Source organism: Halodesulfovibrio sp. (assembly GCF_025210605.1).
In the GTDB taxonomy this organism is placed as follows: Bacteria; Desulfobacterota; Desulfovibrionia; order Desulfovibrionales; family Desulfovibrionaceae; genus Halodesulfovibrio.
Map to the genome: position 1 here is coordinate 23,344 of NZ_JAOARI010000035.1, position 17,272 is coordinate 40,615.

Annotated in this window: 14 protein-coding genes; 8 read left to right on the plus strand and 6 right to left on the minus strand. The window is 46.2% G+C overall.

The window, feature by feature from the left end:
- Positions 1–30 precede the first annotated feature (30 nt).
- On the plus strand, positions 31–510 hold the full coding sequence (locus N4A56_RS13600; protein ID WP_295548126.1) for a phosphatidylglycerophosphatase A: 480 nt from the start codon (positions 31–33) through the stop codon (positions 508–510).
- Positions 511–793: 283 nt separating this feature from the next.
- On the opposite strand, the gene N4A56_RS13605 is transcribed toward N4A56_RS13600, so the two are convergent.
- Positions 794–1,780 carry a universal stress protein gene (locus N4A56_RS13605; protein WP_293668594.1) on the minus strand — a complete coding sequence of 329 codons (987 nt, stop codon included), beginning with the start codon at positions 1,778–1,780 and terminating at the stop codon, positions 794–796.
- 681 nt (positions 1,781–2,461) lie between these two features.
- On the opposite strand from N4A56_RS13605, the gene N4A56_RS13610 reads away from it, so the two are divergent.
- From N4A56_RS13610 to N4A56_RS13625, 4 genes are all read left to right on the plus strand, one after another.
- Entirely contained in the window at positions 2,462–3,271 is an 810-nt protein-coding gene (locus tag N4A56_RS13610; protein WP_295548128.1) for a hypothetical protein, read from the plus strand.
- A 127-nt stretch (positions 3,272–3,398) separates the two neighbouring features.
- Complete coding sequence (locus N4A56_RS13615; RefSeq protein WP_295548130.1) at positions 3,399–4,163, plus strand: methyltransferase; 765 nt, start codon at positions 3,399–3,401, stop codon at positions 4,161–4,163.
- Positions 4,164–4,178: 15 nt separating this feature from the next.
- Entirely contained in the window at positions 4,179–4,964 is a 786-nt protein-coding gene (locus tag N4A56_RS13620) for a hypothetical protein (RefSeq protein ID WP_295548132.1), read from the plus strand.
- 46 nt (positions 4,965–5,010) lie between these two features.
- Entirely contained in the window at positions 5,011–5,220 is a 210-nt protein-coding gene (locus N4A56_RS13625; RefSeq protein ID WP_293668588.1) for a hypothetical protein, read from the plus strand.
- 539 nt (positions 5,221–5,759) lie between these two features.
- Here the strand turns inward: N4A56_RS13625 and N4A56_RS13630 are convergent.
- Together N4A56_RS13630 and N4A56_RS13635 are read right to left on the minus strand one after the other, a co-directional pair.
- Positions 5,760–7,409 carry an AMP-binding protein gene (locus tag N4A56_RS13630; RefSeq protein WP_295548134.1) on the minus strand — a complete coding sequence of 550 codons (1,650 nt, stop codon included), beginning with the start codon at positions 7,407–7,409 and terminating at the stop codon, positions 5,760–5,762.
- An 8-nt stretch (positions 7,410–7,417) separates the two neighbouring features.
- The gene (locus N4A56_RS13635; RefSeq protein ID WP_295548136.1) at positions 7,418–7,987 is read right to left on the minus strand and encodes a cupin domain-containing protein; all 570 of its coding nucleotides are present in this window, start codon (positions 7,985–7,987) and stop codon (positions 7,418–7,420) included.
- A gap of 240 nt (positions 7,988–8,227) precedes the next feature.
- Between N4A56_RS13635 and hypF the strand changes: the two genes are divergently transcribed.
- Positions 8,228–10,567 carry a carbamoyltransferase HypF gene (gene hypF / locus N4A56_RS13640; protein WP_295548139.1) on the plus strand — a complete coding sequence of 780 codons (2,340 nt, stop codon included), beginning with the start codon at positions 8,228–8,230 and terminating at the stop codon, positions 10,565–10,567.
- Positions 10,568–11,357: 790 nt separating this feature from the next.
- Here hypF and N4A56_RS13645 read toward each other — a convergent pair.
- Entirely contained in the window at positions 11,358–12,278 is a 921-nt protein-coding gene (locus N4A56_RS13645) for a dihydroorotate dehydrogenase (RefSeq protein WP_295548141.1), read from the minus strand.
- Between the two features lie 10 nt (positions 12,279–12,288).
- A complete protein-coding gene (locus tag N4A56_RS13650; protein WP_293669312.1) occupies positions 12,289–13,107 on the minus strand; it encodes a dihydroorotate dehydrogenase electron transfer subunit in 819 nt (272 codons plus the stop codon).
- 626 nt (positions 13,108–13,733) lie between these two features.
- Here N4A56_RS13650 and N4A56_RS13655 point away from each other — a divergent pair.
- Positions 13,734–15,746 (plus strand): U32 family peptidase, encoded by a 2,013-nt coding sequence (locus N4A56_RS13655; protein ID WP_295548143.1) that lies wholly within the window; start codon positions 13,734–13,736, stop codon positions 15,744–15,746.
- Positions 15,747–15,850: 104 nt separating this feature from the next.
- Here the strand turns inward: N4A56_RS13655 and N4A56_RS13660 are convergent, their stop codons facing one another.
- The gene (locus N4A56_RS13660; RefSeq protein ID WP_295548145.1) at positions 15,851–16,123 is read right to left on the minus strand and encodes a DUF4911 domain-containing protein; all 273 of its coding nucleotides are present in this window, start codon (positions 16,121–16,123) and stop codon (positions 15,851–15,853) included.
- 156 nt (positions 16,124–16,279) lie between these two features.
- Between N4A56_RS13660 and N4A56_RS13665 the strand changes: the two genes are divergently transcribed.
- Positions 16,280–17,251, plus strand: coding sequence for an oligopeptide/dipeptide ABC transporter ATP-binding protein (locus tag N4A56_RS13665; protein WP_295548147.1), 972 nt, complete (start codon positions 16,280–16,282; stop codon positions 17,249–17,251).
- Positions 17,252–17,272 lie beyond the last annotated feature (21 nt).

Here is a 17,272-nt window from a genome sequence, read left to right on the forward strand (position 1 = left end):
CGCAAGGGATTACCTTCAAAGGCATTTTTTATGAGTACCGAACTTTCATTGCGCGACAAGATAGCCGTCCACGCATCACGCTTGGGGCCTTCAGGACTTTCTCCTTACGCACCGGGCACTGTCGGCTCTGCTGTTGCCATCGCGCTTGCTCCTATTTTCTTTATGCCGCTGCCAATGTGGCTTCGTATTGTCGTATTAGCTGCTATCTTTTGCTGGGGAAGTATCCAGATAACGCGCGCTGAACAAATTTTAGGCAGTAAAGATCCCGGAGAAATCGTCATTGATGAACTTGTTGGACAATGGATAACCATTCTCCCGTTCGCTACATTATCACTTTGGTGGATGGTTCTGGCATTTCTGCTCTTCCGGCTTTTTGATATTACAAAACCATACCCCGTTAAAGATTCTGAAAGCTGGCTTTCCGGTGGATGGGGTGTGATGATTGATGATGTTATTGCAGGGTTCTACGCAATGGTCTGCATTGGTGCATTACGCTTCATCATACTATAATCACTTGTTTTAAAAGACATTCATACATCGATACGATGGTTCAGGTTCTTTCTGAAAGCATACAATCAGCAATAGCGATGCAGTCTGCTTCGGACGGTGAGAACCCATCCCCAATGCTATAGTCAGTAATTTGAATTAGGCACAAAAAAAGACTTCGTATAAATACGAAGTCTTTTTTTGTATCGTCCCCTACTCTGCAAAAAATGGGCGTTTTTTACAGAGCAGGGTTAATCTAAGACTTGGAGTTACCTAGAGGTTTTGCGAAGTTACCACAAATGGGCTTCTAACACGATAACCACAGGCAAGCGTTATTAAGCTTTTTCCACACATGAGCTACAGAGGAACCCATAAGCATGTGGCGCATAAAGCTATTTCCAGTACCGGAACGACCCATAGCTACAACTGCAAAGTTACCTTGATCAGAGGTTTCCATGATAACAGAAGCAGGATCATTGGAATGAGCCAACTGGGTTGAGATGGCATCTTCCTTCACACCGTTTGCAACGAGCAGAGCAACTGCATCCGCTACAACCTGATGACTGGTCTTTGAAATAAAACACTGCGCTTTGCGTTGATTGCGGAACTGCTTATTCAGAAACGCAACACTTGGGGAAGCGGTAGTATATTTTTTACCGGGAGCAACATGCAACACAGTAATGGTATGCAATGGGTTACCTGCAACCATACGCGCTACATGTTCAGTGATGTTTCTGGAGGAACGTGAGCCGTCCACACACAACAACACATTCTTGCGGCCATAGATCGATGAAGGGGCAAGCCAAACCGGTCTAGCGCAAGAGCGCTCAATAACTTCTTTTGTGATATCGGTAGAGCCGTTAATCATGCTCTCAAACCATGACTTGCCGCGTTTACCAAGAACAAGGGCGTCATGGTCACCGTTGGCAGCTTCTTCCATCAGATCCCACGCCTTAGAATGGGTCTGCACTCTCGAAAGAAGTGACAAGCGATTACTTGATATACCTACCTGCTTCAGGCTTTCCTGAGCAGTAACCAAGCATGACAGCTGTTCACCTGTTCTAGCTAAGAACTCTTCAGCAACGGTCTCTTTGGCGCTTGAAGACCGTTCACTTGTGCCGAGTAACTGAAGTGTTTTAGCGTTTTGCAGATGAAAAAGTGTAAATTTTGCTAGTTCATCCTGGAAAAAAAAGTCACGTACAAAACGAATACCGTATTGTTTGGTGTGGTCGTTACCAACCCCAATGAGCACGCTACGTTGTGTTCTACTTTGGGACCAAACAGATGATTTCATCAGTGTTGCTTGCTGCATCATACTGTTCACTCACTATTATGTTATTTTTTTGCCTGTGTTGGCGCACAGACCTGACTTGTTAATCAGTTGGTTTTATTGATATACAAAAGTTCTTTTTTTCACAAGGCTTTTGTTACAACCTTCTGGATTAATTATTTATAACACAAAAATCAGTATTTGCAGAATGTTACAATACAAACAGCAGACTTTTTTTACCATATTTGGCAAAAAAAAGTTTTGGAATATTTGAAAAAACCATCAAAAAATATTGCGGATTGAATATTCAATCCGCAATATACGGAAAAGAGGCAGCAAGCAATTTATAGTCTCTTCTCCAGAATGACTGCACGGCTAATACCACATACGTTTGAGTACACAAACAATTTTTTTAAAAAAATGGATAACGAGACTATCGCAGTAACCTATTCTAGTACCACTAACGCATTATGATAAAGCAAACAAAAAAAGCGAGTGCCTGATCGTTTCCACACTGTTTTACAATCTTCAACAAAAGTAAAAACTTTTAAATAATATTTAAGACAAGTTACATTCAATAATCGATGCTTATTTCATCAATAAACAGCTTATTAACTCCCAAAATCAGGTTGTAGCAGGCTCCTTTAAAAGCTGGTACACAGGCACAAACCCTGCATTTACAGAACAGTTTCAGGAGACGACGATATGAACAAACCAACCAGACGCAGTCTGTATTATGGTGCAAATCCATTAAAACGCCCATCAAAAGATGATCTTACGCGCGTCACCGCACGCCCGATGCCTCATCTTCAGCAGGCACAGGAACTTCTCAAACCATATCTCGTTTTCTCAACACTACGTACGGTGCAGGCATTACGTATTCTCGCAAACCTCATCGGGCGAGATTACGGCATATTCAAAACAACACAACTTGCCTACTTGCTCGGTATGTCTAGCCGCATTGTTGAATATAACCTTATTGAGGAATTTCTCGAAACTGCTCTCAAAGATATAAATGATAACAGTGTGTTTATGGTTGAAATAGTTCATTCCTTCGACCACTCAGAGAAACGTAAAAAAGCCAAAAGTGATGACGATGTGTTGCCAGATGAAGTCGTCTTTTTAGTAGTAGAAAAAGACCGCTATGAAGATTGTCCTAAGCAGCTTGCAGGCAATCTTGTACGCATTGCCAACTTTAATCCTCTTGAAGCTCTTGAATATGCAAGCCAGATGGACAAACGAAACCTGACCAGTGAATTTGTATCCGAACTTCGTATTGCCGAACAAAAAGCAGTACACATGACCATGAACGGCAGACGTTTTTATCTCAAGCGCTGGATAAAAGGAAACATAGATAGAATTAACGGTGCAACATCCCAGAAAAACAAAGCCGCAGAAAAAGCCGTTGCCCTGATGCAGGCAGAAGAATGCTTCGCCAAACGAGGAGAATACTGTTCACCACGCGATTCGTACACCTGCACAGTCTGCCAGCAGGTATTCAAAAAGTCGTCGTAGCCAGCAGGCTCTCTATTCAAGCACGCTTCGCAACCGATCTTGTTGAGTAATTCTACAAACATTGCGATCACGCAAACATCTTCACAACACACATACCAGCATCGCACACATTTTTTACAGGATACACATGATTACTGACGAGAAGATAGCTCAAGCACGGCAATACTTTCCACGCGGCTTGTTCCAACCGGAAGGAACCTTCAAATTTTCAATGGATGCTCTGCTACTTGCACGATTTGCGGGAGCGGCAAAATATCGAACAGCTGTTGATCTGGGCACAGGGTGCGGGGTAGTCGGGCTTACTATGCTTCTCGAAAACACACGTCTCTCCATGACAGGCATTGAGCTGCAAGAAATACTTCTCGAAGCCGCACACCAAAACGCCGCACACCTAGGGCTTGCTTCTCGTTTCACAGGAACATTAACAGATGTTGCCGCAATCCGTGACAGCGGAATTACAGCAGAAAGTGCAGATATCGTTGTTTCCAATCCGCCCTACCGCAAACCTAATCAAGGACGCCACTCTGCAACGCAAGAGCGCACCTGTGCCTTATTTGAAACAGAAGGCTCTTTAAAAGCGTTTGTGCAGGCAGCATCTTTTCTGGTAAAAAATAAGGGATCATTTTGCTGTATTTTCCCTTCTGAACGCCTTGAAGAATTGCTGAGTGCTTGCACCATGCACAAACTCACACCTAAGCGTCTGAAATTTATTCACAGCAAGGCAGATCAAAAGAGTACGCTAGTGTTGCTTGAAGCCCGAAAAAACGGTAATTGCGGTATAGTTGTCGAACCACCGCTCGTTATGTATAGCGGCACTGGCGACAAGACAGCTCTGACAGACGGGGCTATTGCATATTGTCCCTATCTTGAATGTAATGCACGTGGGCGATAGCCAACAGGAGAATGTATGATTGGTATGTTTCGTAGAAGAGAACGTCTGCTCCCGACAGAAAGCAACGCTAAATCTATGATTGTTTCTTTTGAGCAATCACGGCTGGACGGCGGCTTTACGCCGCAGGCAACCGCGTCCACATGCATAGATGCAGTGAGCCAACATTCTATTCAATCCCTGCTCGTTCCTTGTGGACTTGCTCGAACCTACGGATTAACTGTTCCCGCATCGCTTCCGCTCATTATTCAGTTATCTACAGCAAGCAAACATGCAGTGCCGTCATGGAACCGTACCGTTGTCTGCACAGTGCTCGAAGCACTCCGCGCCGGAGCCGATGCCGTTGCATTACAACTTGCCATAGGCAACGAGTATGAAGAAAAAATGATGCAAGATTTTTGCAGCATCAGTGAAGAAGCACATTCCTACGGGTTGCCTGTCCTTCTTTCCATCTGCGCAAAAGGCGACAGGATTGTGCAGGAATATGATCGCGCCCTTATTGCAGATTCAATAAGCTTTGGGAGCGAACTCGGCGCTGATATCGTTGCAGTTCCATACTCAGGGCATCAACCTAGTTTTGCGCAGGCTGTTAACGAATCAACCGCCCCTGTTGTACTCGCAGGGACACACGGTGCAGCAAACTTCGATGCATACTGCAAATCGGTAGAAGCTGGCATTGCAGCCGGAGCAGAAGGCGTTATCGTTCCGTTCCAACTCCTTTCACAAGAAAACCCTGTAGAAGGTCTGGAGCGTATTCAGAGCTTAGCAGTTCAACCAGAAGAGCCTAAGGAAGCTGATGTTTAAAATAGCAGTCCTTTTTTTCGTGATCGTCTGGATCATGAGCTTTTTTATGAGCAAGCGCCGGAAGGTGATTCGTGATTCGAATCACCTCTTTCAGCTTATCATCAGTGCGGCAATCATCTTCAGCGGCATAACAATGCTACGCAATTCCGAAATCGCTTCTAATACCCCACTCTACTTTCTTTCATTGGCTATTCTTTTTGGCAGTGCATGGTTCATTGCAAGGCTTCTGCTGAACGTAGTAACGCGCCGTAAATAATCCTATCAACAGGCTACACACATGGTGGCGCTGATGGAAAAAGAAGGTCTTCGACGACGCTACCGCCGGCTTTAAGAGGTCTCCGACGGCGCTGCCGCGAGCTTCAAGAACCTTTCTCGAAGAAAGGTTCTTAAAAATCTCCAAAGACTTTTATCCGCGATACCAGCCCGTTTTTTACACCACCTCGCGGCTTATGCACCACTACCTTACTCAATAAAATCGATACGCAAAAAATCAAGTTCCTCCAGTTATCCAAAAAAATCCCCTAATCGGGGTTAAGAGGACACATGTTCATACAAAAGAAAGGATGGAGTAAGAACTCCACCCTTTCTTGATTGCTTGTTCCATCCTTGAATAAGTCCTTTTATTATAAACTTATTCAAGATCCTGATATAAATACAAATTCACCTAAACGGGGTCAAGGGGACATGTCCCCTTGCGGGGGTGCAGGGGGCAACGCCCGCCTGCCCGTCGGAGACCAAAAAAGATACAACGTAAAAAGGGTGGCACATCTGCACCACCCTTTTTATTTCAATGTATTATCTAACTTCACCGAAGTATTCTTCGGACTTTTCGCGAAGCTTGAATTTTTGAATTTTCCCTGATGCTGTCATCGGGTATTCTTTTACAAATGCTATGTAACGCGGAACCTTATGCCATGCGATTTTGCCACGGCAGTAATCACGTACATCTTCAGGGGCAAGATCATAGCCTTCTTTATTGATAATAAAGGCAGCAACCTCTTCACCATATTTGCGGCTTGGAATACCGACAACTTGAACGTCGTGTACGCCGTCCATGCCGTAGAGGAATTCTTCGATTTCACGCGGATAGATATTTTCACCGCCACGGATAATCATGTCTTTGATACGGCCTGTGATAACGACGTATCCATCTTCGTCCATGACTCCGAGATCGCCGGAATGCAGCCAGTTGTCTTTATCAATCGCTGCTTCTGTGGCTTCCGGCATGGCGTAGTAGCCTTTCATGACGTTGTAGCCTCGGCAGACAACTTCGCCTTGTGTACCGCGTGGACATTCTTCACCTGTTTCTGGATCAATAATGCGTACTTCGATTCCCGGCATTTTCTTGCCTACGGACTGGGTTCGACGTTCGAAGCTGTCATGCGGCAAGGTCTGGGTCATAACCGGAGAACCTTCAGTAAGACCATAGCAGATGGTTACTTCTGTCATGTTCATATCTTCGATAACACGCTTCATCAGCGGCTCGGGACAGATGGAGCCTGCCATAATGCCGGTACGAAGCGATGAGTAATCAAATTTGGAGAACATCTTATGCTCAAGCACTGCAAGGAACATTGTCGGTACCCCGTAGAGGGCGGTGCAGTGTTCCTGATCTACAGAAGCCATAATGTGCACAGGTGAAAAGTTTTCCAGAATAACGAGCGTTGCACCGTGGTTTACTGCGGCAAGAACACCGAGCACACAACCAAAGCAGTGGAACAGCGGAACAGGCAGACAGAGTCTGTCCTTATTGGTAAAACCTTGGTTTTTCCCGATCCAGTATCCATTTAGACCAATACCTACATGTGTCAGCATAACCCCTTTCGGGAATCCTGTAGTACCGGAAGTGTACTGCATGTTGACCACATCATATGGAGAGAGTGTAGCTTGTCGTTCAAGGTATTCATCTTCAGAAACCATCGCCTGCATAGCCATGATTTCAGGAATGGAGTACATGCCTCGATGCTTTTCAACACCAAGAAACATGACGCGCTTCAGTGACGGAAGCTTATCGACGTTAAGCTTGCCGCGAGGCTGATGACGCAGCTCGGGAATCATATCGTAAATAGTCTGAACAAAGTCATGATCGCGGTATCCATCCATAATGAACAGGTTCTCGCATTCAGACTGAGATAGCAGGTATTCTAGTTCGCTTTTACGGTAGTTGGTATTTACGGTTAGTAGGATGGCACCAATTTTTGCTGTCGCAAACTGTAGTGCAACCCAGTAGGGAACGTTTGTTGCCCAAACAGCAACTTTTTCGCCCCGCTGAACACCAAGAGCCATAAGCCCTTGCGCCAGATCATCAACCACCTTGCCAAATTCTTTGTAGGTCTGCCGGTAATCACGGTCTACGTATACAACGGCATCGTTGTCAGGATATTTTTCGACCGTTTCATCAAGAATCTGACCAAGGGTCTTTTCGCGAAGTTCGAATGCTTGCATGGAATTTCCTAGTCAGGGTAGTAGATTACTGCGTAAATTTCAGCCTCTTCACCATCTGCCGCACCTACGTAATGCGGAACAATGGAGTTGAAATAGACGCTGTCGCCAGTCTCAAGTACGTGTTCTTCTTTGCCATAGCGCACAAGCAGCTTGCCGGAAGTAACCACAATAAACTCTTCGCCCTGATGTGAAGATATCTTACGGTCTTCTTCAGCTTCAGGAGTAATATGGATAAAAAATGGTTCCATATTACGGTCAGTTTTGCCTTTGCCTAAAGAGTGGAACAAAAAGCTTGGGTTTTTATCGCCAGCTTTCTGCATTGTAAGATCAGCCTCACGGGACTCTTTACGTACAATCAACGGGTCAACAGAAATTTCATCATCCATAAATGTGCCGAGGCGAACGCCAAGTGCACGGGCTATTTTTTGCAACGGCGCAATAGAAGGATACAGGTCTTCTTCCTCTAAAGCGGTTACAAATAATTCTGTTAAATCAGCCTGTTCTGCAAGCTCTGCGCGGCTTAAGCCCCGCTCTTCCCTGAACTTGCGAATGCGATTTCCTAATTTTTCAGTCGCCATGGTCTCTCCATACTACAAAATTGTTCAAATAAGATTTAACAGGTAGCCGACGTTACAAGAATATTCAAGTGTTCAACAGTGGTGTTTCGCGCTTATATTCTCATTATTATACAGAAGAGTAATCGTATCATACATGATTGTAGGATGTTATAAATAAAGCCGGATTTAGCAAAATTGTAATCAGTATATTCGAGTCTGTGCGTCCCTTTTCTCCTCCATGTATTTACGATAAGGTTCTGCATGACTCATCGTGTACGCCGTAAGCGCTATATCATTACTGGTCAGGTTCAGGGTGTTGGATTTCGTCCTTTCGTGTATAGAATTGCCTTGGAAAACAAGGTGACTGGCACTGTAAGCAATACTTCTGATGGAGTGTTTATTGAAGTGCAAGGGGATGATGTAACACTAGCTGGTTTTGCATTCGACTTGGTAGACAAACTGCCGCCACTTGCGGAAGTGACCTCGAAGACAGAGGAAGAGCTTCCCGCTGTAGACGGTGAAAACAGCTTTATAATTTTGGAAAGCGAAGGCAAACAGGGCAACCGTGTCCTTATCAGTGCCGATGTTGCTACGTGCGATGACTGCCTGCGGGATATGTCTGATCCTGATAATCGCAGGTATGAGTATCCTTTTACCAACTGCACCAATTGCGGCCCGCGGTATACCATTACTCGTTCCATTCCTTACGACAGGGCAAAGACTTCCATGTCCTGTTTTCCGCTATGTCCCGACTGTAAGAAAGAATACGAAGACCCGCTCGACAGACGTTTTCATGCCCAGCCGAACGCTTGTGATGTTTGCGGCCCTTATGTCTGGTTGACTGAGCCGGATGGAGTGGAAGTGTGCCGTGGCACTGAAGCTATTGCGCAAACAGCGGCAGGTCTTGCAGAGGGTAGAATCGCAGCCGTGAAGGGGCTTGGCGGCTTTCATCTTGTATGCATGGCAACAGGTACTCAGGGGCAGCAAGCTGTAGAGACATTGCGAACCCGAAAGAACAGGTGGGGCAAGCCGCTTGCTGTGATGGTGAAAGACATTGAAACCGCTCGCACGATAGCAAATCTCACAGATGCAGAAGAAGCGTTGTTGCAAACGAAAGAGCGCCCGATAGTTCTGTGTAAACAGCGTGGCGATGCTCCGTTAGCCGCGGCACTGAATCCAGGTACACAGTATATCGGCATTATGCTTCCCTACACCCCACTTCATCATATTCTTTTTAAATATTACGCAAAGCAGACTAGCGAGCTACCTGTTCTGGTTATGACGTCCGGTAATATGAGCAGCGAACCTATTGCTCTTGGGAACCGTGAAGCTCTTAAGCGTTTGCATTCTCTTGCAGATATTTTCCTACTTCATAATCGCGACATTTTGGTGCGCGTGGATGATTCGGTTGTGCGTGTCCAAAAAGATACAGGCAAGCCACAATTTTTGCGCCGCGCCAGAGGTTTTGCACCGCGTCCTGTTTTTATGACGGAGAAAGCACCGTCAGTGCTCGGGGTAGGTCCCGAACTTAAGAATACGCTTTGCTATACCCGCGATAATGAGGCGTTTGTTTCACAGCATATTGGCGATATGCAAAATCTCGAAGTGTACTCATTCTATGAGGAAATTGCAGAATTTTTACCGCAAATTCTTGAGGTAAACGTCGAGGCTGTTGTTCATGACCTGCATCCCGATTACATGACAACCCGCTTTGCCCATGAATATGGGAAGAAGCATGATATACCCGTCTTAGGGCTTCAGCACCATGCAGCGCATATCTACAGTGTTCTGGCAGAAAATAAATTTACAGGAACTGCACTTGGGCTTGCGCTGGATGGAACTGGCTTTGGAGAAGACGGGACTATATGGGGAGGCGAATTGCTGTGTGTGAATAACCAGTCGCTGGAGCAATCAAGGCTCGGCAGATTTGCACATATCCCGCTTCCCGGTGGAGAGACAGCCATACGCGAACCGTGGCGCATAGCACAGGGCATTCTTTGGAGTGCTGGCATACAGCGTTCCGAAAAAGAATGGACATGGGAGCAGGATTTTGCCCAGCAGGCAACGTTGTTACCACAATTGCTGGAACGTAACATTAATACACCGCTAACATCATCCTGTGGGCGTTTGTTTGATGCCGTATCTGCCTTGCTCGGAATATGTCATGTCGTAACCTATGAGGGCGAAGCCGCAATTTTACTAGAAAACGCACAAGATTTAACAGTATCAGAAGCGTATGAATGTCATGTGCAACATACTAACGGAGTTCTTGTGTTGGACACCGTCAGCTTATTTCTTCAGTGCTATAGAGATTGGGAGCAAGGTGTTCCGAATAGTGTCATTGCCCGCAAGTTTCATCTAGGGCTTGTGCAGGGTTGCGCAGAGCTGGCAGTTCAAGGAATGCGTGATACTACGCTTAATACGATAGCTCTTTCAGGTGGAGTTATGCAAAGTTTTACTATCGGGAAAGAGCTTCCAGAAGCACTTGCAGCTCAAGGGCACACTGTGATTCAGCATACACAATTGCCGCCTAACGATGGGTGCATATCGTTAGGACAAGCAGCATACGGTAGGCAGTGGTTATTGAATCAGAGTGAGTAGTGTATTCGGCATGCGTCGGTATGCGCCGTGATGCCTCCGGCGGGTCTCCGACGGGCAGGCGGGCGCTGCCCCCTGCACCCCCGCAAGGGGACACGTCCCCTTGACCCCGTTTAGGTGAATTTACATTTATATCAAGATACTGAATAAGTTTATAATAAAAGGACTTATTCAAGGATGCAACAAACAATAAAGAAAGGGTGGAGTTTTTTACTCCATCCTTTTTTTTGTATGAACATGTGTCCTCTTAACCCCGATTAGGGGCTTTTTTGGGAGGGGAGGACGAAGAGGGTTAGTTCTTTTCGACGTAACTGGGGGAACTTGATTTTTTGCTTGTCGATGTTATTGGGTAAGGTAGTGGTGCGTAAGCCGCGAGGCAGTGTAAGAAACGTGCTGACCTCGCGGGTAAAAGTTCTGGGAGAGTCCAGAGAACCTTCTTTCTGTAGATTGTAATTTGGTCGCCGAAGGCACATGGTAGCGAGACGTTGAGACCTTTCTTCGAGAAAGGTTCTTAAAGCTCGCGGCAGCGCCGTCGGAGACCTCTTGAAGCCCGCGGCAGCGTCGTCGAAGACCTTTTTAAGCATCATCAGCATGTGTGCATTTGGTATGCGCCGTCGAAGACCTTCTTTTTCCACCAGCGCCACCATGTGCGTAGTTAAAAGACATCTAATAAAAAACGAGGCAAAACATGCGTTCTGCCTCGTTTTTTATTCAATTTCGAAAAGTAGATGCTGCGCGCAGCTGCATCGACATACTTTTTTACTTTGGCTGCAACAAAAGCACAAACTGATTGTTAGAGCTTCAGTGAACCTCTAAATTCTTCAAGATCAGTAATATTCATTTCTTCCATCAGCTTTTCAAGTTCGTTTACAAGACGGAATGAAAAGTCAGGGCGGAGGAAGTTTGCTGTGCCAACCTGTACTGCATGTGCGCCAACAAGGATAAACTCAAGCACATCTTCAGCAGAAGCAATGCCGCCCATGCCGATAACCGGAATAGAAACAGCTTTGCACACCTGATGAGTACAGCGCAATGCAACTGGTTTAATTGCAGGACCGGAAAGCCCGCCGATCACATTTGCGAGAAGAGGCTTACGGGAACGGATATCAACGCCCATTCCGGAAAGAGTGTTGATACAAGATATTACATCTGCACCAGCATCTTCTACTGCTTTCGCAATGGTTGTGATGTCGGTAACATTCGGGCTAAGCTTGATGATAACAGGCTTGGTTCCAGCAGCTTTCTTTACAGCACTTGTAACACTCGCTGCCAGCAACGGATCTTGCCCGAAAAGAATGCCACCTTCCTGCACGTTAGGGCAGGAAATATTCACTTCAATCGCTGCAATACCTTCTTCGGCTGCAAGTACGCCTGTTAACTCGCCAAACTCAGCAGGGTCGCATGCGTAGATGTTTGCAATAACCGGAAGTTCTTCTGTAGGAAGTTTTGGAAGCTTTTCTTTGATAAAAGTTTCCACACCGGAGTTCTGCAAACCAACAGCATTCAGCATACCGCACGGGGTTTCCGCAATACGCGGCATTGGATTGCCAGCACGCGGCTGAAGGGAAAGCCCTTTTACAACAATACCGCCAAGGGTTGTAAGGTCGCCGTAGGGTGCGAACTCAACACCGTATCCAAATGTACCGGATGCAGTAAGAATAGGGTTTTTAAACTGTAAACCGCTAGAGCCGGGAAGCGCTACGTTCATCGTCATTTAAGCCTCCTTACTCTTCGTCCAGAATAATTTGATCCGACCAGAACACAGGACCATGTTCGCATGCCTGTGCGCGACCAGCTGCCACACCTTTTGCTGTCATTTTATCGGTGGTTTTGGTTACACAACCCAAACATGCACCAACACCGCACGCCATGCGGTTTTCTAAAGAAAGCTGACAACGGGCGTTATGTTTAGCCGCAAAGCCCTGAATCGCACGTAAAAACGGCGTAGGACCACAAGCAAGTACAAGACCATCGCTCTCTGCATATTCCTTAATACTGGTTTCCACCAAATCAAGAAAATGAGCCAAGTCATCAGGACCACGCTCAAGATGGCTTGCTGCGGTAATACGTTCATTCATAGATTCGAACGGGTAGCAGTTCAAAGGCATTCTGTGCCCGAACTCCATGTGCAGGTTCCACGGCTGTGGATGCTTTTGTGCGTATGCAACAAGCGGCGCAATACCAATACCGCCAGCCAGCAGCAACGTAGAAGTTTTTTCTTCTACGGCAAATGGAGTACCAAGAGGTCCCCATACCACAACTTTATCCCCTGCTTTTAACTGTGCAAGACGCTTTGTTCCACGCCCTACAACCTGAAAAAAGATTACCAGATCGCGTTTGCTTACGCGACAAATTGAAAAGGGACGCGCCCACATCATATCAAGCGCCCACCCTTCCGGGCGAAGCATCACAAATTGGCCTGGCTGCCAGTCTGCCCAATCCGGGCGCTCAATGCGTAGGGCGAAAAAAAGGCTTTCGCCGGATACTGATCCAAACGGGACAGTATCAAGGACTGTAAGTGTAGTGCATTGTTCCTGATGCATAATTCCTGTAACCTTATTGCATTTTTTTTAAGCAGTTACCTCTGCCCAAAGCATGCAAATCCTGATAATAAAGTATTACCCGTACGTCGGGCTGTATACGTGTACGTTCTTTCTTCTTAGCTCGCAATCAATACTTTGCGCAGAATTGACTATTTAAGACTGCTCATTTTAAGAACGTATCATAATTATCCTGCTTAGATAATTTTATTCATAGATTTATTAACCATACAAATGCAGTAGAAAAAATCATACGCACACACTGCTGCTTTGACACCATACCCAAAAACATTGTTAGCGTATCATATGCAAATACCAAATAGCGCTGCCTGTAGGTAACTCAAGCCAAACCGTACAAATTAAAAATACAGAAAAAAAAGACAGTTAAACCAGCCATCTTTCCCTTTTCTCTTCCTGCTCTTATGTTCTTTCGTATTCTAATGATAGCATGGCGGTGCAAAAGAGTTTCCACGAGACGAGTATTAGAGTTGCCAACCACTAATTCAATAGGTATGAGCTACACCGCAGACTACGACGAAAATTATTTCCGCCAGCAAATTTTTTTCAAGCAATTGTACGGCAGTTGCTTAAACCACCTAGGTGCGGCGGAATCATAAGAGATATATATTATGGAAAATAAACCTGAAATTTTGGCACCTGCCGGTGATAAGAATGCATTTCTTGCAGCAATTGCTGCCGGTGCAGACGCTGTATACCTTGGCTTAAAGCACTTCTCCGCTCGTATGGCGGCGGACAACTTCTCCTCTACTGAATTATCCAAGATGGTAGAACTTGCCCACAAGGAAGACCGCAAAGTCTATGTAGCAATGAACACTCTTGTTAAGCCGGGTGATCCTGACTCCGCAGCACGTCTTATCGGCAGACTTCAGCGCGATGTAGGCCCTGATGCGCTCATCATGCAGGATCTCGGTATGGTTGAAGTTGCAAAGCAAGTTGGATTTACGGGCGAACTGCATCTGTCCACATTGGCAAACGTAACCCATCCCGCAGCGTTCAAAGTCGCGCAGGACATGGGCGTAGATCGTATTATTCTTCCGCGTGAATTAGATATTGATGAAGTCCGCCAGTGCAGTGATGCATGCCCTGAAGACATGACACTCGAAATGTTTGTACACGGTGCACTTTGCTACTGTGTTTCCGGTCGCTGTTACTGGTCAAGCTACATGGGTGGTAAATCTGGACTGCGTGGGCGCTGCGTTCAGCCTTGTCGTCGCGTGTACCAACAGAAAGCGCGTAAAGGTCGCTTCTTCTCCTGTCAGGATTTATCGTTGGATGTTCTGGCAAAGACGCTTCTTCCTATTGAAAATCTCAAATCATGGAAGATCGAAGGGCGTAAAAAAGGACCGCATTACGTTTACTACGTAACCACCGCATACAAATTATTACGCGACCATCCTAACGACCCGAAAGCACGCAAGCAGGCTGAGCAAATTTTGGAACAGGCACTCGGACGCCCTTCCACACACAGCACATTCCTGCCGCAAAAACGTCGTTCTCCTGTTAATCCGGGTGAACAGACCAGCTCTGGTCGTCTTGTGGGTAAAATCACCGTTGAACCGCCGAAAAAAGCGAAAAAAGGTGAACGCACCTACCCTAAATATTTCTTCAAGCCACGCTTTGAACTGCTTAAGGCGGATTATCTACGAATCGGGTACGAAGATGAACAGTGGCACTTTACCGACCGAGTTCCGCATCCTGTACCAAAGAACGGAACCTTTGTGCTGCGTGCTCCTGCCGGTAAACGCCCGAAAAGCGGCACGCCTGTCTTCTTGATTGACCGTCGTGAGCAGGAAATGATCAAAATTCTGCGAGAATGGGAAGGCAAGCTTTCCCGTTGCAAAGGCAGAAAAAGTGCTTCTATTGAAGCAAACGTCATCTACCCTGCAAAGGGTAAGCGTCCACGCTCCATGACAATTTTGATGCGTGACCACCTGCCGCACGGCAAACAGGGCAAAGCTGGTAAATTTACCGACACTGCTAACGGAATCTGGCTCGGTCAGCGTTCGTTGAAAACTGTAGGGCGTACTCTCTTTGGTCGTATGTCATGGTGGCTTCCACCAGTAATCTGGCCAAACGAAGAAAACAAATGGCGCTCTATGATTAAGCAGGCACTGCGTCAGGGTGCTCGCCACTTTGTTCTCGGCTCTCCTTGGCAAGCTGCCTTTTTTGAAGGTGCTCGCAATATCGACCTTATCGCAGGCCCGTTCTGTAACCCGTCCAACCCTGCTGCCATCGCAGCATTAAAAAAGATGGGCTTCAAGGGCGCGATAGTTTCTCCTGAGCTGTCTCAGGAAGATATTATGGAACTGCCTAAACAGAGCTGTCTACCACTCGGTATTGTTCTGTACGGCTACTGGCCTATGGGCATCTCCCGCTTCCCTCTGGAAGGCGTAAAGCCGAATGAACCATTCTATTCTCCAAAAGGTGAATGTTTCTGGCTGCGTCGCTATGGTCAAAACTCATGGATTTACCCGGGGTGGCCAATGGACATTGAAAAGAACAAACAGCAGCTTCTTCAGGCTGGGTACACCATGTTTGTTAAACTGATGGAAAAACCACCAGCAGCAGTACCGGAAGCAAAACGCACCTCCCCATTCAACTGGGATTTAACGTTGTTATAACAGCAATACACAAAAACGGCTGTCCTTTATAAGGACAGCCGTTTTTTCATTCTATTATATGTACCGCAGACAGAGCGCATGCTGTAATTTTGCAAAGCAGAAAATTATTCCACCGGACGTTCCATAATTTCAAACGGAATAGTTTGCTGCATTCCTTTGAGAAAGCTTCGAATTTCACGTTCCTGATGCGGTGAAAACGTAATTTTCAGCACACAGTCGTAATTATCAACCACAGATGCGTATCCGAGGTTGTCCTGCGCTTCTAATAAAAAGCGAAACATGCCGATATATTTCTTCTCAATCTTTGCATACAGCATCATCGACCAGCTAGGAGCCGGTAACGGTGGACGCGGTTTTCTTGTGCGTTTTTTTCCCATAGTGATTCCTTCGGTGGTGGAAATTGGCTCATTTCAAACTCCTTGTCAATAAAGCGTTATTACCTGCGACTACAACGCTGAATACACATGCGAGTTTTTGCTAACCGGCGCACACTCTGCTAGTATGAAACTATTGCACACAAACTTATCGGAGAAATGAGTATTACCACCTTCTTAGAACTTAAAAATATCACTCGCAGGTTTTCCGTAGACCAGCCTTTATTTTCGACAGCTCCCAGAGAATTAACAGCCGTTCGTGACGTCAGCCTTGCCATTGCCAAAGGAACAACGCTCGGTTTGGTTGGGGAAAGTGGCTGTGGTAAATCTACATTGGCAAAAATTGTTGCACACCTGCTCCCGCCATCTTCCGGCGATATTTTACTGGAAGGCGAATCCATATGGCACGGAAGCAGCGAAACAATACGTTCTTTGCCCCAGCGCATCCAAATGATTTTCCAAGATCCTGTGTCGTCACTGAACCCACGTAAGAACATTGGGAAAAGTATTCAGGAAGCGCTGGATGTACACCGTATCGGCAAATCCAGTGACAGAAAAAAAACTGTAACGGACTTGCTAGAACGCGTCGGCATGCGCGCCGAACATTACGCACGTTACCCACATGAATTTTCCGGTGGTCAACGGCAGCGTATCGCAATTGCCCGCTCTTTGGTGCTAAATCCCGACTTTATTGTATGCGATGAGCCTGTTTCTGCGCTGGATGTATCTGTTCAAGCGCAGGTACTGAACCTGCTTAAAGAACTGCAAACCGCATTCGGGCTGACGTACCTGTTTATCTCGCACGACTTGGCAGTAGTTGGGCATGTAAGCGATGTAATCGCAGTTATGTACCTTGGTCGCATTGTCGAACTTACAGATGCACAAAAATTATTTGATAATGCGCTGCACCCTTACACCCAAGTACTTTTGCAAGCTGTACCCGTCCCGATTCCAGGAAGGCGGCATGCTGCCAAAGCACAAAACGGCGACTTGCCAAGCCCGTTAACACCGCCGCAAGGTTGTCCTTTTCATCCCCGTTGTTCTAAAGCCATGCAAGTTTGCAAAGAGGTAACTCCCAACTGGCTTGAAGTGGAAAAAGACCACCATGTCCTGTGTCATTTATACTCCTAGATGTCGTTTGTGAAAAAACTC